General features: G+C 51.9%; 18 protein-coding genes. 11 read left to right on the top strand and 7 right to left on the bottom strand.

The genetic code is table 11. The annotated features are described in order from the left end of the window. Together fucK and fucI are read right to left on the bottom strand one after the other, a co-directional pair. Positions 1-1419: an L-fuculokinase gene (fucK, locus tag M4I31_RS04660; RefSeq protein ID WP_085048805.1), complete on the bottom strand. Its 1419-nt coding sequence runs from the start codon at positions 1417-1419 to the stop codon at positions 1-3. Positions 1420-1518: 99 nt separating this feature from the next. Beyond that, entirely contained in the window at positions 1519-3294 is a 1776-nt protein-coding gene (gene fucI, locus M4I31_RS04665; RefSeq protein ID WP_085048806.1) for an L-fucose isomerase, read from the bottom strand. Positions 3295-3758: 464 nt separating this feature from the next. Here fucI and M4I31_RS04670 point away from each other — a divergent pair, with 464 nt between their 5' ends. The 7 genes from M4I31_RS04670 (at position 3759) to fucO (ending at position 11934) form a co-directional block, all read left to right on the top strand. Further along, positions 3759-5258: a sugar ABC transporter ATP-binding protein gene (locus M4I31_RS04670; protein WP_069324532.1), complete on the top strand. Its 1500-nt coding sequence runs from the start codon at positions 3759-3761 to the stop codon at positions 5256-5258. Positions 5259-5261: 3 nt separating this feature from the next. Next, positions 5262-6245 carry an ABC transporter permease gene (locus M4I31_RS04675; RefSeq protein ID WP_038633251.1) on the top strand — a complete coding sequence of 328 codons (984 nt, stop codon included), beginning with the start codon at positions 5262-5264 and terminating at the stop codon, positions 6243-6245. A gap of 73 nt (positions 6246-6318) precedes the next feature. Beyond that, entirely contained in the window at positions 6319-7269 is a 951-nt protein-coding gene (locus tag M4I31_RS04680) for an ABC transporter substrate-binding protein (RefSeq protein ID WP_061382372.1), read from the top strand. Positions 7270-7322: 53 nt separating this feature from the next. Beyond that, the gene (locus M4I31_RS04685) at positions 7323-8903 is read left to right on the top strand and encodes an FGGY-family carbohydrate kinase (protein ID WP_085048807.1); all 1581 of its coding nucleotides are present in this window, start codon (positions 7323-7325) and stop codon (positions 8901-8903) included. A gap of 66 nt (positions 8904-8969) precedes the next feature. Then, positions 8970-9968 carry a LacI family DNA-binding transcriptional regulator gene (locus tag M4I31_RS04690; RefSeq protein ID WP_038633242.1) on the top strand — a complete coding sequence of 333 codons (999 nt, stop codon included), beginning with the start codon at positions 8970-8972 and terminating at the stop codon, positions 9966-9968. Positions 9969-10110: 142 nt separating this feature from the next. Then, positions 10111-10758 carry an L-fuculose-phosphate aldolase gene (gene fucA / locus M4I31_RS04695; RefSeq protein ID WP_085048808.1) on the top strand — a complete coding sequence of 216 codons (648 nt, stop codon included), beginning with the start codon at positions 10111-10113 and terminating at the stop codon, positions 10756-10758. Positions 10759-10785: 27 nt separating this feature from the next. Then, complete coding sequence (gene fucO / locus M4I31_RS04700) at positions 10786-11934, top strand: lactaldehyde reductase (protein ID WP_085048809.1); 1149 nt, start codon at positions 10786-10788, stop codon at positions 11932-11934. Between the two features lie 81 nt (positions 11935-12015). Here fucO and xni read toward each other — a convergent pair whose 3' ends face one another. From xni to queF, 5 genes are all read right to left on the bottom strand, one after another. After that, complete coding sequence (xni, locus tag M4I31_RS04705) at positions 12016-12771, bottom strand: flap endonuclease Xni (RefSeq protein WP_085048810.1); 756 nt, start codon at positions 12769-12771, stop codon at positions 12016-12018. Positions 12772-12889: 118 nt separating this feature from the next. Continuing rightward, positions 12890-14257, bottom strand: a complete 1368-nt coding sequence (locus tag M4I31_RS04710; RefSeq protein ID WP_085048811.1) for an L-serine ammonia-lyase — start codon at positions 14255-14257, stop codon at positions 12890-12892. A 53-nt stretch (positions 14258-14310) separates the two neighbouring features. Beyond that, a complete protein-coding gene (locus M4I31_RS04715) occupies positions 14311-15600 on the bottom strand; it encodes an HAAAP family serine/threonine permease (protein WP_006687002.1) in 1290 nt (429 codons plus the stop codon). Positions 15601-16162: 562 nt separating this feature from the next. Continuing rightward, entirely contained in the window at positions 16163-17527 is a 1365-nt protein-coding gene (ppnN, locus tag M4I31_RS04720) for a nucleotide 5'-monophosphate nucleosidase PpnN (protein WP_038633231.1), read from the bottom strand. Between the two features lie 113 nt (positions 17528-17640). Further along, positions 17641-18489 (bottom strand): NADPH-dependent 7-cyano-7-deazaguanine reductase QueF, encoded by an 849-nt coding sequence (queF, locus tag M4I31_RS04725; RefSeq protein ID WP_038633229.1) that lies wholly within the window; start codon positions 18487-18489, stop codon positions 17641-17643. Between the two features lie 68 nt (positions 18490-18557). Between queF and syd the strand changes: the two genes are divergently transcribed. The 4 genes from syd to M4I31_RS04745 all read left to right on the top strand — a co-directional run bounded on the left by syd (position 18558) and on the right by M4I31_RS04745 (position 21316). Beyond that, a complete protein-coding gene (gene syd / locus M4I31_RS04730; protein WP_085048812.1) occupies positions 18558-19103 on the top strand; it encodes a SecY-interacting protein in 546 nt (181 codons plus the stop codon). 632 nt (positions 19104-19735) lie between these two features. Continuing rightward, entirely contained in the window at positions 19736-20065 is a 330-nt protein-coding gene (locus M4I31_RS04735; protein WP_038633225.1) for a YqcC family protein, read from the top strand. After that, on the top strand, positions 20065-20847 hold the full coding sequence (gene truC, locus M4I31_RS04740; protein WP_085048814.1) for a tRNA pseudouridine(65) synthase TruC: 783 nt from the start codon (positions 20065-20067) through the stop codon (positions 20845-20847). Before M4I31_RS04735 ends, truC begins: the two co-directional genes overlap by 1 nt. A gap of 19 nt (positions 20848-20866) precedes the next feature. After that, the gene (locus M4I31_RS04745) at positions 20867-21316 is read left to right on the top strand and encodes a flavodoxin (protein WP_038633219.1); all 450 of its coding nucleotides are present in this window, start codon (positions 20867-20869) and stop codon (positions 21314-21316) included. Positions 21317-21544: the final 228 nt, after the last annotated feature.

A 21544-nucleotide genomic window follows, 5' to 3' on the forward strand; every position in this document is an offset into this window, starting at 1 on the left:
TTACTCGACTCCTGTCAGTTCAGATTCGGTTTGCGGATAGAAGTAACGGTACTGGTAGCTCACCTGGGCACGAGCCTGTTCCGGGGTGGTAAATTCACCCATACCTGACCAGGCAAACATTGCGGCGCCTGCCACGGTGGTTTCGGCATCATCCAGCACTTTGACAGGGATCCCGAGAACGTTAGCTTTAATCTGGTTCCACAATGCGTTACGGCTGCCCCCGCCAACCAATAACAATTCAGAGGCCTGGAAATGACCGATTTTTTCCAGCGTGTGCAAATTCTGCTGCAACTGTTCTGTCAGTCCTTCCAGCGCGGCGCGATAAAAATGCCCGCGGGTGGTATTGAGCGTAACCCCTTGCCAGCCCGCATCCTGAGAGGCCAGCAGGTTGCAGTGCATCTTGACGCCTTCTGCGCCAGCAGGAATGGACCGGGCTTCGTCAATCAGCGTCTGCCAGGGCGTTTCGGCAGTCCAAAACAGCTTACGCACCCATTCGAGTACGCCGGAGGCCAGCCACTGCATGCCGGGATTGTACAGTCCGGCCTGGCTGTCTAATTCACAAGTGGAACCCGCATAACGGCTGAGCAGAGAGGTGTTCACCTGCGCACTGCGCACCATCAGAATTTCCCATGTACCGGAAGAGAGCACCGGTTCGTCTGGCTGAGCCCCCGCGCCAAACAGCGCAAACTGCGTGTCGTGCCCGGCAGATATCACCGGAATACCCACTGGAAGCCCGAGCAGGATGGCGGCCTCGTGTTGCAGTGCCCCAATCTGTTCGCCCGCTTCCACCAGACGTGGAAACAGTCGGCGCGGTATGCCGGTTGCCTGCAAAATGTCATCACTGAAATCGCGCTGCTGGATGTTCAGCATCTGGCTGGTGCCCGCCATAGTGATATCTGTGGTGAACTCGCCGGTTAAACGGTGGTTGATAAGCGACGAAATAAACAGCCAGGCGTGTGCCTGTTCGAGCAGTTGTGGGTGGTTTTCTTTCAGCCACACCAGTTTATACAGGGTATTGAAGCTGAACGCGCCGACGCCGGAGATTTCCTGCAGTTGCTGCGGCGACATGTAGCGATGGATATTTTCCATCACTGCTGCGGTGCGCGGGCATTTCCAACTGATTACCGGATATAACTGTTTGCCGTGTTGATCGACCAGCGTACCGTCTACGCCGAAGGTGGTGACGGCGATCCCACAGATACGACAATTGGCCAGTTGCGTGGAGAGCCGCTGACAGCAGTCGGCGAAGCGTTGCAAAATGGCCTCCAGCGACCACTGATGCCAGGCCCCGTTTTCTGCGGCAATATCACTGGCGTTGGGCGTTGAGGCGCGGGCGATAATTTTTCCCTGCCGGTCAACGGCAATGGCCCGCACGTTGGTTGCGCCACAATCGAGTACCAGGATAACGTCTTGTTTCATAATAACTCCTGAAACGCTACCGGATGGCGCTGCGCTTATCCGGCCTAAGGTTCACTCGTCCGTAGGCCCGGTAAGCTTGCGCCACCGGGCTAAGCCACATTAACGTTTATACAGCGGGCCGTAGTTTTGGCAGGCACGATAATCCTGGCCTTCGCTATCCATACCGTGGGCTGCCCAGGCTGAAGGTCGATAGATTTTTTCGTCTTCCACGTTGTGCATACAAACCGGAATACGCAGCATGGCGGCAAGGGTAATAAAATCCGCGCCGACGTGGCCAATCGTCAGCACACCGTGGTTTGCGCCCCAGTTAGCCATGACGGAATAGACATCGCTGAATGGACCTTTACCGGTTAAGCGCGGGGCAAACCAGGTGGTCGGCCAGGTCGAGTTGGTACGCGCATCAAGCTGAGCATGCACCTCTTTTGGTAACTCCACGCTCCAGCCTTCGGCGATTTGCAGAACCGGTCCTAACCCTTTGATAATATTGATGCGGGTCATGGTGAATGGCACGCCGCCCTCGGTCAGGAAGCGAGAGGAGTAGCCGCCGCCGCGGAAGTATTCGTGAATAGCCGGACACCATTCGGTCGCCGCCAGACAATCATCGGCCTCTTTCTGCGTGATTTCCCAGTGCGGCTTCATGGTTGGTTTCCCTTCGCCATCGCGCTGCTTGCAAGAGCCGTCCAGGGCTGCCGATCCAGAGTTGATCAGGTGAATAATGCCGTGCTCAGCCAGCCCGGTCAGCGGTTTACCCGTGACACGCTCCACCGCCTCTGGCGACCAGTAGGTGCGCACATCAGCAAAAACCTGTGCTGTACCAGTGAGTTGGTGACCAAACAGCATCGCTACGCCGTTGAGACTGTCGTTTTCAGTCGCGACAACAAACGGTTCACGCACACCATTCCAGTCGAAGGAGCTGTTCAGCAGTGCTTCGGCAGTGTCGCCGTTTGGATATTGATCCGTCCAGTGACGCTGGCCCTGGAAGCCCGCGGCAATCGCGTTGTAACCCAGCGATTCTTCAACACGACCTTTGTCTGCCAGTTTCTGATTGCCTTGCATCATGTCGCGGATGCACATCGCCATCAGCAGGCTTTCTTTCAGTACCGCGCGGCTCTGCTCTTCGTTACGCTTATACTGTTGGGCGTTCTGATCTTCGCCGTAGCGGAAATGCTTGTCTGCCCACGCCAGTGCGATATCCAGTTCAGCTTCGTCATAAATTTTCTGATCAATTCGACGGCGAAGTTCAGTCATATCAACAGGTTGAACCTTCATTCCCAGCCAGGATTCAAAGAAGTTATGATCGACAATAGAACCGGCAATGCCCATAGAAACGCCGCCTACGGATAAATAGCTTTTACCTTTCATACTGGCAACGGCTAAGCCCGCCCGGGTGAAACGCAGCAGTTTTTCTTCGACATCGGCGGGGATGGTGGTGTCGCCGGCATCCTGTACGTCGTGACCGTAAATGGAGAACGCGGGCAGACCTTTTTGATTATGCGCAGCCAGCGCGGCAGCAAGATAAACGGCGCCAGGGCGTTCTGTGCCGTTAAAGCCCCAGATAGCTTTCGGACGCATCGGATCCATGTCGATGGTTTCGCTGCCGTAACACCAGCAGGGGGTAACGGTAATCGTTACGCCAACATTTTGGCTGCTGAACTTTTCTTCACAGGCTGCGGATTCCGCCAGACCGGCAATACAGGTGTCGGCAATTACACATTCAATTTGTGCGCCACAGGCATGGCGAAGTTTTTCCGTAATAAGCGCGGCGGTGGCTTTCGCCATATTCATGGTTTGCTCTTCAAGCGACTCACGTACCCCCATACGACGGCCATCAATAACCGGGCGGATACCAATCTTCGGTAAGCTATTTTTTCTCATTCGAGGTTCCTCATCTCACTTTGTGCCGTGCTGCAAAAGCGGATGTTGGACACCACTGTCGCAGTTGGCTGAATTACCCATTTTTGCTAACTCGAGTTAGCTTAGGTATTGGAGAGTTTTTTACACAACTTTTTTGTTATGGAACTGTGAGAGGCTTCACGAGAAGTGGTTAAAATTCGATCTGCGTCAAATAAACAAATACGCAGATTTTTAATAAAAGCCTTTTAAATCATAAATATATAATAAATTGTCTGTTCAGCATCACAGTTTTAAACCAAATGATTTGGCTAATTTGAGTAGCTAAAATAGCTTTAAAAGGCACTTCGCTAACTCGAGTTAGCATAATTGATAAAACGCATATGAACTTGTAAGTAGTATTCGCATTAACGGTGACGATGGCCCTCTGGAATCTTGTTTTCGCCTGATTCACTGACTGCAGTTTCTGTATATTGAGGAAAGCAGCAATGTCTGAAACATTTTTACAGATGAGTCATATTACGAAACGTTTTCCCGGCGTATTAGCGTTGAGTAATGTGGATTTTGCTTTACACAAAGGTGAGGTTCATGCGCTGCTGGGTGAGAATGGCGCAGGAAAATCTACGTTGATGAAGATCTTATCCGGTGTTTATCAGCCTGATGAAGGGGAGATTATTTTTGAGGGGCAGCCAGTTACTTTCGCTAACCCGTTAAGTGCGCAAAGTGCAGGTATCACGATTATTCATCAGGAATTTAACCTATTCCCTGAACTCACCGTTGAAGAAAATATATTTATTGGCAGGGAGTTTTGCAAAAATAATCGCTGGCGTCTGGATGAAAAACAACAGCGACAGGCTGCGATCGATATTTTGCAAAAGTTAAACCTGAATATCGCCCCAGACACGTTGGTTGCCGATCTGACCGTTGCTCAACAACAAATGGTTGAGATAGCTAAAGCGATATCGGTCAATGCCAAGATTCTTATTATGGATGAACCTACGGCGGCACTGACGGAAACGGAAATCGACAGCTTGTTTCAGGTAACCCGTTTATTGAAAGAACAGGGGACTGGCATTGTTTACATTTCGCACCGACTGGAGGAGCTGGCGCTGATAGCCGATCGCGCTACGGTAATGCGCGATGGGCAGTTTATTGCCACCGTGGATTATGATGCGGTCAAAATTAGCGACCTGATTGCCATGATGGTCGGGCGTGACCTCGGTAATATTTATCCTCGCCGTGAACCTTTGGCTCAACGTAAGCCCGTGTTGGAAGTGAGTGGGCTGACGCGTAATGGTGTATTGAACAATATTGATTTCACGCTTTACCAAGGAGAAATCCTGGGCTTCGCCGGTCTGATGGGCGCAGGGCGTACTGAGCTGGCGCGGGCGATTTTTGGCGCGGATCCCATTGATGGTGGAACCCTTAAGCTGAACGGTAAAGTTACGGTGATTAAAGATATTCCTGATGCTATCCAACAGGGTATCAGCTATTTAACCGAGGACCGGAAAAAAGAGGGACTGGCATTAGGACTGTCCGTTGAGCGCAATATTATGTTGGGCAATTACCCTGAGTATTCCGATCGTTTTGGCAATGTGGACAGCAAACGTTGCCAGAAAACCAGCGAGGAACAGGTTAAAGCCCTACGTATTAAAACACCACATTTAGAGCAAGCCGCCTTGAATTTAAGTGGTGGTAATCAGCAGAAAATTATTATTGCCCGATGGGTGTGTAAAGACACCGATATTCTCATCTTTGATGAACCCACTCGCGGGATTGATGTGGGGGCCAAGCTTGAAATTTATGAATTAATGAATCGGCTGGTGGCAAAAGGGAAATCAATTATCATGATCTCCTCTGAATTACCGGAAGTGCTGGGTATGTGCGATCGCATTTTAGTGATGCGTAATGGGCGTATTACCGGGGAGCTAGCTTCTGATGACGCCACACAAGAAAAAATCATGCAATATGCGACGTTAGAGGACTAACTTATGACTATCTCTGTAACCTCTTCAGACAGCAATAATAAGAAAATAAAAATTAACAAAGAACTTTTAATGCGCCTTGCGCCACTTTTAAGTCTGATTATTTTGGTAATATTTTTTAGTTTTGGTTCGCCATTTTTCTTTAACACTGAAAACATTATGACAATTGCCCTGCAAACCTCGGTGATTGGCATTATGGCGATTGGCGTTACCTTCGTCATTATCACTTCAGGGATCGACCTTTCTCTCGGTTCAGTCGTGGCATTTTCTGGTGTCGCGGTAGGTATCTGCGCCACGCTGGGATTGCCTCTGCCCGTCTGTATTCTTGCGGGTGTACTGGCTGGAGGATTATGCGGCTATATCAATGGTCTGCTGGTCACCAAAATGACTATCCCGCCTTTTATCGCCACGCTGGGTCTGATGATGTCCGTCAGAGGTATCAATATGGTGATGACCGATGGCCGCGCGATTTACTTCGCTGATTACCCCACCTTCAAAATGCTGGCCCAGGGACGGTTGTTTGATGTGCTGCCCTATCCCGTTTTTTACCTGGTGGTGGTGGCGCTCATCGCCGCGTACATCCTGAAGAAAACGGTGATAGGCCGCTATGTTTACGCGGTGGGCAGTAATGAGGTGGCGGCACATCTTTCCGGGATTAAAGTGCAGCGCGTGAAAATTTTCGTCTACGCCTTTTGTGGCCTGCTGACCGGGATTGCCGGGGTCATTCTGGCCTCACGTTTAAACTCCGGGCAGCCGACGGTCGGTGTGGGTTATGAGCTGGAAGCCATCGCGGCGGTTGTTATTGGCGGTACCAGTCTGATGGGCGGGATTGGCACCATCGGCGGCACCATCATTGGCGCATTCATTATGAGCGTGTTGAAAAATGGTCTGAACCTGATGGGTGTTTCCCAGTTCTGGCAAATGGTGGCCATGGGGATAGTGGTCATTGCTGCGGTTTATCTCGACACATTACGCAAAAAAATTCGTTGATTTACGCTCCCGGAAGTCACGGGACATCATAACCCTGACGTTTAGGGTGACTCACTCAGAACGGAGTAAAACAATGAGAACCAGGAATTTTGTCTATGCGTTATCCCTGCTGGCCTGTATGACATCCAGCGTTTTGGCTAAAGATATGAATCTTCCCGTGGTCAGTAAAGGTTTCCAGCATGAATTCTGGCAAACCGTAAAAATGGGGACGGAAGCGGCAGCAAAAGAGTTGGGTGACAAAACCAGCTACGTGGGCCCGGCGGATGAAACTCAGATTGCCGAGCAGATTCAGTTAGTTGAAAACGCGATGGCGCAAAAACCTAATGGACTATTACTGGCCGCGTTAGATGCCAATGCGCTGGCGCCATTAGTTGAGACCGCAAATTCACGCGGCATTAAAGTTGTGACCTTTGACTCCGGTGTGAATTCTGATATTCCGGTCAGTTTTGTCGCCACGAATAACCGTAAAGCCGGGGCTGAAGCGGCAGACGCGCTGGCAGCAGAAGTGGGCAACAAAGGAAAAGTGGGCATTATTGCGCACGTAGCAGGGACCTCCTCAGCGATTGAGCGCTCAGAAGGGTTTATTGCCCGCATGAAAGAGAAATATCCGGATATCCAGGTGCTACCGGTCCAGTATAGCGATGGCGATCCGCAAAAAGCGATGGATAAAACCATCGATATGATTCAGGCCAACCCGGATATTGCAGGGATTTATGGCACGAATGAAGGCTCAACGCTCGGCGTAGCAAACGCAATTGATAGTCAAAACCTGAAAGGCAAAGTGAAGGTGATTGGTTTTGACAGCACCGAGGCCATTATTGCCTTCCTGAAGTCCGGGGTGATTCAGGGCTTTGTTGTGCAGGACGCCTACCAGATTGGCTATCAGGGTATCAAGACGCTGAATGCGGCGGTATCCGGTCAGTCTGTGCCAAAAGAGATTGATATTCCGGTGAAATTCGTTAGTGCGAAGAACATTGATACCCCAGAAATTGACAAGCTGTTACACCCATTCGGTAAAAAATAAGAGCGTTGGGGCGAGGTACTCGCCCCACTATTAGCTAACGTCAGGGAGTTACTATGAGCAGTGGATATTTCCTCGGTGTGGATGTCGGCTCTGCCAGTGTCAGGGCGGGTGTGTTCGATGCCAGCGGCAAACGTCTGGCCTTTGCGACACGCCCTATCTCGCAGTTTCGACCCGGCCCCGATCGGGTTGAGCAGTCATCTGCAGAAATCTGGCAGCAGGTTTGCGATGCGGTTAAGGGGGCAGTATCGTCATCCGGGATCTGCATTGAGGATATCCGTTCACTGGGATTCGATGCCACTTGTTCATTGGTGGCTCTCGACGAGCAGGGGCAGGGCCTGGCGGTATCACCAGGCGAACCATCAGACCATAACATCATCATGTGGATGGATCATCGCGCGGTGCAGGAAGCTCAGCATATTAACGCTACGCAGGATCCGGCTCTACGTTACGTTGGCGGTGAAGTCAGCGTCGAAATGGAGCTTCCCAAGGTGCTGTGGCTAAAAAAACACTTTCCTGCAACCTGGCACAGTGCGCATCGTTTTTACGATTTGGCGGACTATCTTGTCTGTAAAGCCACCGGGAGTGACGTTGCCGGTCTGTGTACGCTGACCTGTAAATGGAACTATCTGGCCCATGAACAACGCTTTAGCCACTCTCTGCTCGACGCCGTAGAGTTAACGGATTTAACGGGCAAAATCCCGTCGCATATTCTTCCGCCAGGTGCCGCCGTGGGAACGCTTAGCGCCGATGCGGCCCAGGCGCTGGGGCTGACGACGGCTGTTGTTGTCGCCAGTGGGATGATTGATGCCCATGCAGGCGGTTTGGCGCTTGCTGGCGTTGAGCCTACGGGAACGTTAGCGTTGATTAGCGGAACGTCAAACTGCCATATGCTGTGCAGCAAACAGGAAATTTTTACGCCGGGCGTATGGGGACCGTATTGGTCTGCCATGCTGCCTGGTTACTGGTTGACGGAGGGAGGGCAAAGCGCCGCTGGGGCATTGGTCGACTGGACGCTCCAGGAATCAGGTGCGAGTGCCGAGCTATTTCATAAGGCCGAGGCGCGGGGTTGCCATCCGATCGTTTTAGTCAACGAATGGGTTGCGGAACTTGAGAGGAAGGAGTCTGAACCTGGTCGTTATTTGCATGTGCTGGCCGATCACCATGGCAATCGCTCCCCCCGCGCGCGACCCGATGCACGGGGCAGCGTCTGCGGCTTGACTCTTGAGCGAGGCGAGATGCAGGTGGCTCGCCTGTACCTGGCGACGTTACAGGCGATTGCCTGCGGCACGCGGCACATTATGGAAGTGATGCGTGAAAACGGCCATACCATTTCCCGACTGGCGCTGTGCGGCGGCGCAACGCATAACCCGCTGTGGATGCGGGAATATGCCGATGCTACCGGATGCGATATTCATCTTATGCAGGAGGAAGATGCAGTGACGTTAGGGGCAGCTATCACCGGCGCGGTAGCAAGCGGCGCGTGGGCGAATATTCCATCTGCATGCCAGGCGATGGTTCGCTCCGGCGAGATTATTAAGGCTAATCCGGCACGGCGGGACTTCTATGACCGCAAATACCAGGCTTATCTGATGATGTGGGATCAGCAGCAGGCGATTAACCAGCTTATGCAGTAAGACAAAAGTTTAAAATACTTTTATGATTGGAGATTGACGTTTTGGGATGTGGACTGGGGCATATAAATGGCTAAAACAGTAGAACAGATAGCCAGCGATCTGAATTTATCGGTTACGACCGTACGACTGGTGCTGAACGGGAAAGCAGAGCAATATCGAATCAGTGTCAAAACCCAAACGCGTATTAATGAATATGTTGAGCGCTATGGTTACGTCATAAACCATTCAGCCCGTAGCCTGAAATTGAATAAAACGGATACATTGGGACTGATTGTTCCCAATATTTCCAACGTTTTTTTTGCCACTCTCGCCGAGAAACTTGAGCAACGCTGTCGTCGCTCCGGTTATCAGTTAATGATTAGCTGTACCTATGATGATGTTGATTACGAAAATAAATTGACCAAAGCGTTAATCGCTCGCAATGTTGATGGCCTTTTTATTGTTCCCTCTACATTGGAGAATCAGCAACACCATTTACGCCAGGTCAGAAAACCGATGGTGTTACTGGACCGTGATTTTAAGTATACCGATAACGCATTGGTTGAAAGTCATAATATTTTAGGCGGCGAAAAGTTGACGCAAAGTTTGTTTGATGCCGGAAAGGCTCCAATCTGGTTTTTAGTCGGAGATACCGGATTACCCAGTATTGGCGATCGTCTGCAAGGTTACCTTAATTCTTTGAAGAATAATGGTATTCATCACCGTGATTGGGTGCGTGAAGGTCCTGACAACACTCCTGAAGGTGGCTTTCAACTGATGGATAGATTGATTGGTGAACAGGGGCGGCCACAGGCGTTTATAGCTTCATCATTACCCGTACTGGAAGGTGCTATTAACGCTATTCGCCATCGTTTCGGCACAATTCCACCTGATATTAATATTGGCACATTCGATGAACATCCGATGCTGGGATTCCTCGCCAATAATGTCTGGTCAATGCAGCAGGATGAAAATGTTTGGGCGGAAAAAGCATTCGATATGATGATGAGTGCCATAGACGACCAACCTATTAAAGAAACTGTAAAAGTACCGATGAAACTTATTAAGCGCGTAAGACAACAATAATACGTTGCTATAAATAAATCGGCCAACTGGATCTGAATAAACACATTCAGTGGCTGCCCATATCTGAAACCTGACCCGTCTTACTCTGCGGCTACATTTTTCGCAATTAAAGACGAGGAGAAACTGTACCCGGAGAATCATTATGGAAAGAATGCGTTTGTCACGAGAAATCATTGAAACCTGTCTTGAAATGACCAGCCTTGGATTAAATCAGGGGACGGCGGGAAATGTGAGTGCGCGATATGAGAATGGGATGTTGATCACGCCCAGCGGTATTCCTTATGAAAGACTTACTGAAAACATGATCGTGTATGTAGATAACGACGGAAAATATGATAAAGGTCAGTTACCCTCCAGCGAATGGCGTTTTCACCTGGCGGCTTACCAGACGCGTCCGGACGCCAATGCGGTCGTCCATAACCATGCTGTGCATTGTACGGCCGTTTCGATTCTCAACCGTCCAATTCCGGCAATCCATTACATGATTGCGGCGGCGGGGGGAAACTCTATTCCGTGTGCGCCTTATGCGACGTTTGGTACACGAGAGCTGTCAGAGCATGTGAGCGTCGCCCTGAAAAACCGTAAGGCAACGCTTTTACAGCACCATGGGCTGATTGCTTGTGAAGCGAATCTGGAAAAAGCACTGTGGTTGGCGCATGAAGTGGAAGTTCTGGCGCGCCTTTATCTGAGCACCCTGGCCATTGTCGATCCGGTTCCGGTGTTGGACGATGAGGAGATCGCTGTTGTGCTGGAGAAATTCAAATCTTACGGATTACGAATTGAAGAGTAATTTCGCATAGCGAAAAGGAGAAATACGATGGCGAACAGAATGATTCTGAACGAAACGGCATGGTTTGGCCGGGGAGCTGTTGGTGCATTGACCGATGAAGTCATCCGTCGTGGTTATCGCAAGGCGCTGATTGTGACCGACGAAAACCTGGTGCGGTGCGGTGTTGTCGAGAAGGTGACGTCCCGGATGGATGACGCGGGTCTGGCGTGGGACATCTATTCAGGCGTTATTCCTAACCCAACCATTGCGGTGGTGCAGGAAGGATTGGAGGTCTTTGAGCAAAGTGGCGCAGACTATCTGATAGCCATTGGCGGAGGCTCCCCGCAGGATACCTGTAAAGCGATTGGCATTATCAACAATAACCCTGAGTTTGCGGATGTACGCAGCCTCGAAGGGTTATCCCCGACGCGCTGCCCGAGCGTGCCGGTTATGGCTATCCCAACCACAGCAGGGACGGCGGCGGAAGTGACTATTAACTACGTGATCACGGATGAAGAAAACCGGCGTAAGTTTGTTTGTGTCGATCCACACGATATTCCGCAGGTGGCGTTTATCGATGCTGACATGATGGACGGCATGCCTGCGGCGTTAAAAGCGGCCACGGGTGTGGATGCCCTGACCCATGCCATTGAAGGATACATCACGCGCGCGGCGTGGGCGCTTACCGATGCGCTGCACATTAAAGCGATTGAAATTATTGCCGGGGCTTTACGCGGATCGGTCGCGGGCGACAGTCAGGCGGGGGAAGCGATGGCGCTGGGCCAGTATGTGGCGGGAATGGGTTTTTCCAACGTTGGTCTGGGATTAGTACATGGCATGGCGCACCCGCTGGGCGCGTTTTATAACACCCCGCACGGTGTCGCAAATGCCATTTTGCTGCCGCATGTGATGCACTATAACGCCGAATACACCGGGGAGAAATTCCGCGATATCGCCCGGGTGATGGGCGTGAAGGTTGAAGGACTGACGCTGGCAGAAGCACGGAAAGCGGCGGTGGATGCGGTATTTGCCCTTAACCACGATGTTGGGATCCCGCGGCACCTGCGCGATGTTGGCGTACGCAAAGAGGATATTCCTGCGCTGGCGCAGGCTGCATTTGATGATGTCTGTACCGGGGGAAATCCGCGTGAAGCGAGCCTGGGCGATATCGTTGAGCTGTACCATACCGCCTGGTAATCACCCGGCGTTTATCCGGCCTACAGGGTTGTACGATAAGTAGGCCGGATAAGGTGTTTACACCGTCATCCGGCAATAACACTACCGAGCCAGCCTTAGCTGCTGTAAATTCCCGTCGATATGTAAGTCCGTTTGCAGTCGTGCGATATCGCGACACAGATACGCCATTTCTTTATGCATCTCAAGCTTCTTGCGCCACTTTTCCGGCACCTCATCGAGATGCGCGTAAATCCCTTCCAGCGTTGGAAACAGCGTCAGCAATTGTGTGGCGCTTTTGGGGCCAATACCTGCCACGCCAGGAACCTTTGAACTACCGATCCCGGCCAGCCCCCAGTAATCGGGCAGTTGTTGCGGCAGCACGCCAAATTCTTTCTCAATGAACGGTGCGTCCAGCCAGCGCTTCTGAAAATAGTCGCGAATACGCAGCGTCGGGGAGAGCAACTGACAGTAGCCTTTATCGGTGGAGACGATGGTGGCCTGATGTCCCGCCTGGCAAACTTTAACCGCCAGCGTAGCGGCTAAATCGTCGGCTTCATTACCGCTGGAGACCCAGCAGCAGACGCCGCGCTGTTCAAAAGCGGCGCGTAAGGCGGGCATTTCCTGATGCAAGTCATCTGGCATCGGTGGACGACCGGCTTTGTAGTCAGGCAGTCTTTGGTGACGCCAACCGCTATTGCGCGCTTCATCATCAAATACCGCCACGGCGTGCGTGGGCTGACTGTGCACAATTAATTGATCGAGCGCGTGCTGGCACGTCTCCACGCAGGGAGATCCCTGTACGGCGTGAATGCGGCGGATAAGATTCAGTGCATCGACAATAAGTAAGTGGACGGCCACGGTGTTCTCCCTAACAAATCAGGCTGTAGGGTAACATTCACGGCGGGGGGAGGCGAATATCTGAAATCAACATTTTGCCGGATGAGGCGTCAGCCGCCATCCGGCAATAGGCAGGGCTTTAATCGCAGGAGACAATCTTCATCGCCAGACCGCCGCGAGAGGTTTCGCGGTATTTGGCATTCATGTCTTTCCCGGTTTCGTACATGGTCTCGATGACTTTATCGAGGCACACGCGCGGTTCGCTGGTACGGCGCAGCGCCATACGCGCGGCGTTAACCGCTTTGACCGAAGCAATGGCATTACGCTCAATGCACGGTACCTGAACCTGGCCGGCAACGGGATCGCAGGTCAGACCCAGGTTGTGTTCCATACCGATTTCCGCCGCGATGCATACCTGCGTTGGGCTACCGCCCAGCAGTTCAGCCAGACCGGCCGCTGCCATGGAGCAGGCTACGCCAACCTCTCCCTGACAGCCGACTTCGGCGCCGGAGATAGAGGCGTTCATCTTGTACAGTGAACCGATGGCGCTCGCGACCAGCATGTAGCGTGCCAGCGAGTTAGCGTTTACTTCGCGGATAAACTTGTCGTAGTAAGCCAGCACGGCAGGAACAATCCCGCATGCGCCGTTGGTTGGCGCGGTAACCACACGTCCACCGGCAGCGTTTTCTTCATTCACGGCCAGCGCGAACATGTTGATCCAGTCAACAACCGCCATCGGGTCAGTGGTGGTTTTGTCCTGGCTTACCAGCATACGACGTAGCGCCGCCGCACGACGCGGAACGCGCAGTTTACCCGGCAATACGCCTTCGGTGGTGATACCGCGCTCAATCCCGCTACGCATCACTTCCCAGACGTTGGCAAAGTGCTGTTCCAGCTCTTCTTTGCTGTGCAGCGCCAGTTCGTTTTGCATCATCAGGCCGGAAAGCGACAGGCCGGTTTCCTGGCAATGACGTTGCAAATCCGCCGCAGATTTATACGGATACGGTACGTTTACCGGAGCGCTGTTCGGTAAACCAAAGTGTTCTTCATCAACGATGAACCCACCGCCAATGGAATAGTAAGTCTGGCTGTAAACGGCTTTTTCGCCCGCCAGTGCAGTAATACGCATCCCGTTTTCGTGCAAGGACAGATTGTCCGTATGGAAATTCATGCACTTGTCGACCGGGAATTCGACCTCATGTTGACCGTCCGCCAACAGCAAACGCCCATGAGTGTTCACATCCTGGATAAAGGCCGGGATGGCATCAATGTCTACGGTATCCGGCAGATTACCCGCCAGACCCATAATAATTGCGATATCGGTATGGTGACCTTTCCCCGTCAGGGACAAAGAACCATAAACATCAACCACTACGCGGGTTACGTCAGTGAGAATTCCGCGTGCAATCAGGTCATCCGTGAATTGTTTGCCTGCTTTCATCGGGCCAACAGTATGGGAGCTGGAAGGGCCAATGCCGATTTTGAAAATATCGAATACGCTAATCATGAGGCGTCCATTGTGTATCGAGGTGCGCCGCCCCGGGGAGCGGCGCAGGGGAATTAACTGAACAGAGAGTAGGAAATTGCGGAGATAGCGATCAGGCCCATAATTACAACGAAGACGTTGCTGATATGGCCGCTGTATTTACGCATTGCCGGTACTTTCTGAATGGCATACATCGGCATCAGGAACAGAATCATCGCGATGATTGGGCCGCCCAGGGTCTCAATCATACCGAGGATGCTTGGGTTCAGCGTCGCCACAATCCAGGTGGTTACCAGCATGAACAGCGCAGTGATTTTGTTCAGTTTGTTGATTTCGATGGTTTTGCCTTTGCCGCGCAGAGACTTAATCACCATACCGTTGAAACCTTCACGTGCGCCCAGGTAGTGGCCGAGGAAGGATTTGGTGATAGCGATCATCGCGATGATTGGCGCCATCCAGGCGATAATCGGCGCGTTGAAGTGGTTCGCCAGGTAAGACAGGATAGAGATGTTCTGCTCTTTCGCAGCAGCCAGATCCGCCGGGGTCAGGCTCAGTACGCAGCTGAAAACGAAGAACATAACGGTCAGTACCATCATGATGTGAGCGAATGCCAGGATTTTGGAGCATTTCTTCTCAGCGTCATCACCGTACTCTTCACGCTTCGCCACGGCGAAGGAGGAGATGATCGGAGAGTGGTTGAAGGAGAACACCATTACCGGAATCGCCAGCCACAGAGTCATCCACAGACCGTTGCCGGTAGAAGCCGCAGAGTCAAAAGAGAGTGTTTCCAGCGCCGCGCCGCTCCACTGAGGGATCAGGTACAGAGCCAGCAGCATCAGGGCAGCAACAAACGGGAATACCAGGATGCTCATCGCCTTCACGATCATCTGCTCACCGAAGCGCACGATGGTCATCATGCCGACAATCAGGATCAGAGACAGGATGGCACGCGGCGGCGGAGTAATCGCCAGCTGGTGGGTCAGGAAGCTTTCAACGGTATTGGTGATTGCTACGCTGTAAACCAACAGAATCGGGTAGATTGCGAAGAAGTAGAGCAGGGTAATCAGTTTACCTGCGCCAACGCCAAAGTGTTCTTCTACAACTTCAGTAATGTCTTCACCAGGGTTTTTACCGGACAACACGAAGCGGGTCAGGCCACGGTGTGCAAAGAAGGTCATTGGGAAGGCAAGGATTGCCATGATGATCAGCGGGATCATACCGCCTACACCTGCGTTAATCGGCAGGAACAATACACCCGCGCCAATCGCCGTGCCGTAAAGGCCCAGCATCCACATGGTATCCGTCTTGCGCCATGCGCTGCGGGTCTGGCCCGTAACGATAGTGCTGGTTTGAGTGTTTTCCATCTATTTCTCCTGGAGGAAGCTTAAAAAGTCGGGTTTGGGGTCAATCCAATGAGAAAGAACCCGACTGTAAATCGAAATTCGTTGAGCGATTTTTTATATAATTTTTCGCCGTAATAATTTGCGGGCGGAAAGATACATTTTAGTAATGAATGTATCAGTGATCGCGATCCCAAATGCAATAATCCACCTTTTATGTGGATAAATTTGGACCATTAATCTGTTAAAAAATAGTCAAAGCGAATTTACGGGCGCAGAGGCTAACATTAACGACATATCTCATGAAAGCGAAGGCGCGAAGATACGAGCGTTGCGCTGTAAAAACTGTTGTTTTTAGAGGATTTTGGCGACTAATAATAATTTCCTAAGATAAATAACGGTTGGTTTTTGGAAGTAATCGTTTGCGTGGCGCGTGATTTTTAACGACATATCATTGGTATTTATATAATCGTCTGAGCTATGTGACTGGTATCACTAAAAAAAGCCGGGAGGCGACTGCGCCAAACCCGGCTTTGATATGGACAAAACTGTCACCACGATAGCGTCTGCTATCGGGTGTTGAAGGTCAGGCGCAGATCTCGTAGCAAGGGATGTACGCGGAGCCTGGCAACTTCATACGATGCTGCGCAACGAACCCCTGCAGGAGATCGTCCATGCGGCGCATCATTTCGCGGTCACCGTGGATTTTGTACGGGCCAAACTCTTCGATGGCGCGAATGCCGACTTCCTTCACGTTACCGGCCACAATACCCGAGAATGCACGACGCAGGTCGGCCGCCAGAACTTCAACGGGTTGATCCGGATACAGTTTCAGGTTAGCCATGTTTTCATGGGACGGCTCGAACGGCATCTGTAAATCAGGTGCGATACGAATCGACCAGTTAAAGCTGTAGGCGTCTCCGGTGTCGCGACGGTTCTCTTTTACCAACGGCATCGCTTTTTTCATCAAGCGCGCAACTTCCGCCGCATCGTCAATGATAATGCGATAGTGTCGGCGGGCATCTTCCCCCAGCGTGTGCACGATAAACTCGTCCAGCACGCGGAAGTAATCGGCGCTCTCTTTTGGTCCGGTCAAAATCAGCGGTAGCACCTGATCTTTATTAGCCGGGTTCATCAGGATCCCCAGCAGATACAACAGCTCTTCCGCAGTCCCGACGCCACCCGGGAAGATGATAATACCGTGGGCGATGCGCACGAACGCTTCCAGACGTTTTTCAATGTCCGGCATGATGATCAGTTCGTTAACCAGCGGGTTAGGCGGCTCAGCGGCGATGATTGACGGTTCGGTCATACCAATAAAGCGGCTGTCTTTGTAACGCTGCTGGGCGTGACCGACCGCTGCGCCTTTCATTGGCGCTTCCATCGCTCCCGGACCGCAGCCGGTACAGATGTTCAACTCACGCAGGCCTAACTGGGTGCCGACGCGACGCGCATACAGGTATTCATTTTCGTTAATTGAGTGACCGCCCCAGCAGACGACCATGTTCGGCGCTTCACCGACATGTAGCGCCCGGGCGTTACGCAGGATCGAGAACACCAGGTTGGTAATATGCACCGAACTTTCGAGATCCAGATGCTGAAAACGACCCGCGTTATGGATCTGAGCATTGACGAACAGAATGTCGCGCAGCACGGCAAACAGGTTGGCCTGCAGCGCACGAATGATGCGCCCATCAACAAACGCATCTTCAGGCGGGTTAATCAGCTCCAGCTTCACGCCCCGTTCGCGGCGCAGCACGTTAATATCGAAATTTTCAAAGCGGGACAGCAGTTCTTTGCTGTTGTCGGTTAGACTACCGGAGTTCAGAACGGCAAGTGAACAGTTACGAAACAGTTGATACAGGTCGCTGCTGGCCGTGCGTTTAAGTAATTCGACTTCCAACTGCGACAACATGTCCATTGAGCCAAGTGGGCTAATATGTGTAATCAAGTAGACTCCTTATGGGACGCAAAACGTCATTCCCTGGTAGTTACAATAGCCCTGGCTGATGGCCTTTCACAACCTTGCGCGCGGAATCCGACACGCAAAATTGAGAAAAAAGATTACTGACGTACCAGTCGGCCCGTAGCTGGCGTGAAATCGGTATTGGTGCGCCATGGGTTAATGTCCAGACCGCCACGCCGCGTGTAGCGCGCGTAGACGCTCAGTTTCTCCGGCTGGCAGAAGCGCAGAATGTCATTGAAAATACGCTCCACGCACTGCTCGTGAAATTCATTATGGTGGCGGAAGGAGACCAGATAACGCAGCAGCTTCTCCCGGTCGATTTTGCGTCCGCGATACTGAATTTGTATGGAGCCCCAGTCGGGCTGGTGGGTGATCAGACAGTTGGATTTCAGCAGATGGCTGACCAGCGTCTCTTCCACCGCTTTTTCGCCGCTCACGGCATTTTCCAGATATTCAGTGCTGAACTGGTAGTTATCAATGACGATATCCTGATTATCGATACAGGTGCCGTTAAAGTGGGCGATCGGTTGTCCTTCCAGTTCGTCAAGGCGGTATAGCGCCACGCTGACATCGCCCTGAGCGCAGGCGCGCAGATCGTTTTCCAGCGTCTGGCGTACCGCCTCCCAGGAGTCAAAACGCGTCTGGTTAAAACTGTTCAGGTACAGCTTAAAGCTTTTCGATTCAATCAGATTTACGCTGGTGTAATCCAGCTCCACATGACCGACCGCAACCTGCGGTAAGCCGTTAGCATTCAGCCATGACAGTTCATACAGCGTCCAGATGTCGGCACCGTGGAAAGGCAAATTATCGGCCTTTAAATCCAGCGGGTCGCGGTTGAGGCTGCGCGGAACGCCCTGCAACAAACTGGCATCGTAATTGTCCCGGTAATCCGTTGATTTACCGAGAGTCAGGCCGTCAAGCGCCCTATGATTTTCATAAGAAGACATGTTTCACCGTCATAAACCAGATACACTATGCGACAAGTGTATCCTGGCTTTTGTGAAGAGAGAAATCAGTGGACGAATTGACAGCGCAGGCGTTGACAGCCTTTACGACGCGTTATTGCGACGCGTGGCATGACAAAAACAACAGCTGGCCGCTCAGCGAAGAGCTGTATGGCGTACCTTCACCATGCATCATTTCTTCCACTAACGATGCGGTTTACTGGCAACCTCAGCCTTTTGTCGGTGAAAAAAACGTCAATGCGGTTGAACGTGCCTTTGACATTGTGATACAACCTGCCGTTCATGCTTTTTACACCGCCCAGTTTGCCGGGGATATGCACGCGCAGTTTGCGAATGAAAAGCTGACGTTGCTGCAAACCTGGAGTGAGGATGACTTCAGGCGCGTCCAGGAAAACCTGATTGGTCACCTGGTTACGCAAAAGCGACTCAAGCTCTCGCCTACGCTTTTTATTGCCACGCAGGACAACGAACTTGATGTCATCTCGGTGTGCAATCTGTCCGGTGAAGTGTGCAAAGAAACGCTGGGAACCCGTCAACGAACGGTGCTGGCGGCCTCGCTTGCGGAATTCCTCACTCAACTTAAGCCAGTTCTGTAATCCAGTTTGCCCTCAATCGTGTGAGATATCTCTTACAAACCCTGTAGGACATTGCCAGGTAATAAGTGAAGACTTAATGAATTGAAAAACTAATAATTACTTATAATTCAATTTGTTAATATTTTATTGTCAACTTTCATATGAAAATTATCTTAAGGGTATGTCTGTAGGTATCTTGTAAGACAAAGCGAAACAGGCGATTCTATATATGTCGACAAGGAGTCGCACAACGAAGTGAACATCAGGATGATGGCTCTTCGGCAGGACACACCAGGATGGTGTTGCAAGGACAGGCTTCAGGATGAAGCAAAGAGGAAAGCGCGGGATGCGTTAAAGGACACCTCCAGGATGGAGAATGAGAGCCGGTCAGGATGTTCGGCGGGTCAGGATGGCCAGGACGCTTCAGGATGAAGTTTTCACATCGGGGTGGTGTGAGCAGGATGCAAAAGTTCAGGATGAACAAGGTCGCAAGACCACAGGAAAAGTTGTCACGGATGAGCAGGGAGCACCAAAAGTAGCTGGAATGCTGCGAAACGAACCGGGAGCACTGTTTTTACAGTGCTCCCTTTTTTTATTTCCTTTTCACTAATGCTATTCTTCGCGCCAGATTTTTCATCATTGAGGTTAATTTCATGACGACTCATGACCGTGTGCGCCAGCAGTTACACGCGCTTGAAGCGCTACTGCGTGAACATCATCACTGGCGGATGGACGAGCCAGCAGAGCATCTGTTTGCCAGCACGCAGCCTTTTTGTATGGATACCATGGAGCCGGTCGAATGGCTGCAGTGGGTGTTGATTCCCCGTATGCATACGCTGCTTGATAATGCGCAGCCGCTACCGCAGGCTTTTGCCATCGCACCGTATTACGAAATGGCGCTGACGGCCGATCACCCGCAACGCGACATTCTCCTGACGGCATTGCAGGAACTGGATGCGCTATTTACAAGTGATAACGCCTGATGCTGGAGATCCTCTATCAGGACGAATGGCTGGTTGCGGTCAATAAACCTTCTGGTTGGCTGGTTCACCGCAGTTGGCTCGACCGCGATGAGAAAGTGGTGGTGATGCAAACGGTGCGCGACCAGATTGGTCAGCACGTGTTTACCGCCCACCGGCTCGACAGACCGACCTCCGGCGTGCTGCTGATGGGGCTGTCCAGCGAAGCCGGGCGGTTGCTGTCTCAGCAGTTTGAACATCATCAAATGCAGAAACGCTATCATGCGATTGTGCGTGGTTGGCTGATGGACGACGCCGTGCTGGATTACCCGCTGGTGGAAGAGCTGGATAAGATAGCCGATAAATTTGCCCGCGAGGATAAAGAGCCGCAGCCTGCGGTCACCCATTATCGCGGTCTGGCGACGGTTGAAATGCCGGTGGCGACCGGGCGCTATCCCACCACCCGTTACGGGCTGGTGGAACTGGAGCCTCAGACCGGTCGTAAGCACCAGCTCAGACGCCATTTGGCTCACTTGCGCCATCCGATTATTGGCGACAGCAAGCATGGTGATTTACGGCAAAACCGCAGCGCCGCAGAGCATTTCGGCTGTCAGCGCTTGATGCTGCATGCCAGCCAGCTTGAGCTGACTCATCCTTTCACTGGCGAGCCGTTGATTATTCGCGCCGGGCTGGATGAGGTCTGGATGCAGGCGCTGTCACAGTTTGGCTGGCGCGGACTTCTCCCGGAGAATGAAAGGGTTGAGTTCAGCGGGCTGTCAGGTCAGGATGAACAGATAGATTCTTAAGTCCCTGGAGATAAAGGTTATGGCGGAAATTGGAATTTTTGTCGGCACGATGTATGGAAACGCGCTGCTGGTTGCCGAAGAGGCCGAGGCGATTTTAACTGCGCAGGGCCATAAAGCCACGGTATTTGAAGACCCGGAGCTTACCGACTGGCAGGCATATCAGGATAAATATGCATTGGTGGTAACCTCAACGACCGGGCAGGGCGATCTGCCGGATAGCATCGTACCGCTGTTTCAGGGAATCAAAGATAGTCTTGGTTTCCAGCCGAATCTGCGTTATGGCGTCATTGCGCTTGGCGACAGCAGCTACGTTAATTTTTGCAATGGCGGCAAGCAGTTTGATGCGCTGTTACAGGAACAAAGCGCGCAGCGCGTAGGTGAAATGCTGCTGATTGATGCCAGCGAGCATCCTGAACCGGAAAGCGAATCTAATCCCTGGGTAGAAAACTGGGGCACCTTGCTTAAATAATCCCTCGCCCGCACGGGCATACAACCCCCATTAGAAAACCGTAGGCCGGGTCAGGCGAAGCCGACACCCGGCAATAAAACCCCAATTACGTGAACTAACTTCCATTGCTTTGGGCTTATGCCCCAAACAACTTCTCACTGCCTCCCTAATGTTGTGTTCATGCACGGTGAGGGGAAGTGGCACTCCTTCATATACTTTTCCCGTCAGTTCCCGGAATGGCAGCGAGTC

The sequence above is a fragment of the Citrobacter sp. XT1-2-2 genome (assembly GCF_023516235.1).
GTDB lineage: Bacteria > Pseudomonadota > Gammaproteobacteria > Enterobacterales > Enterobacteriaceae > Citrobacter > Citrobacter werkmanii.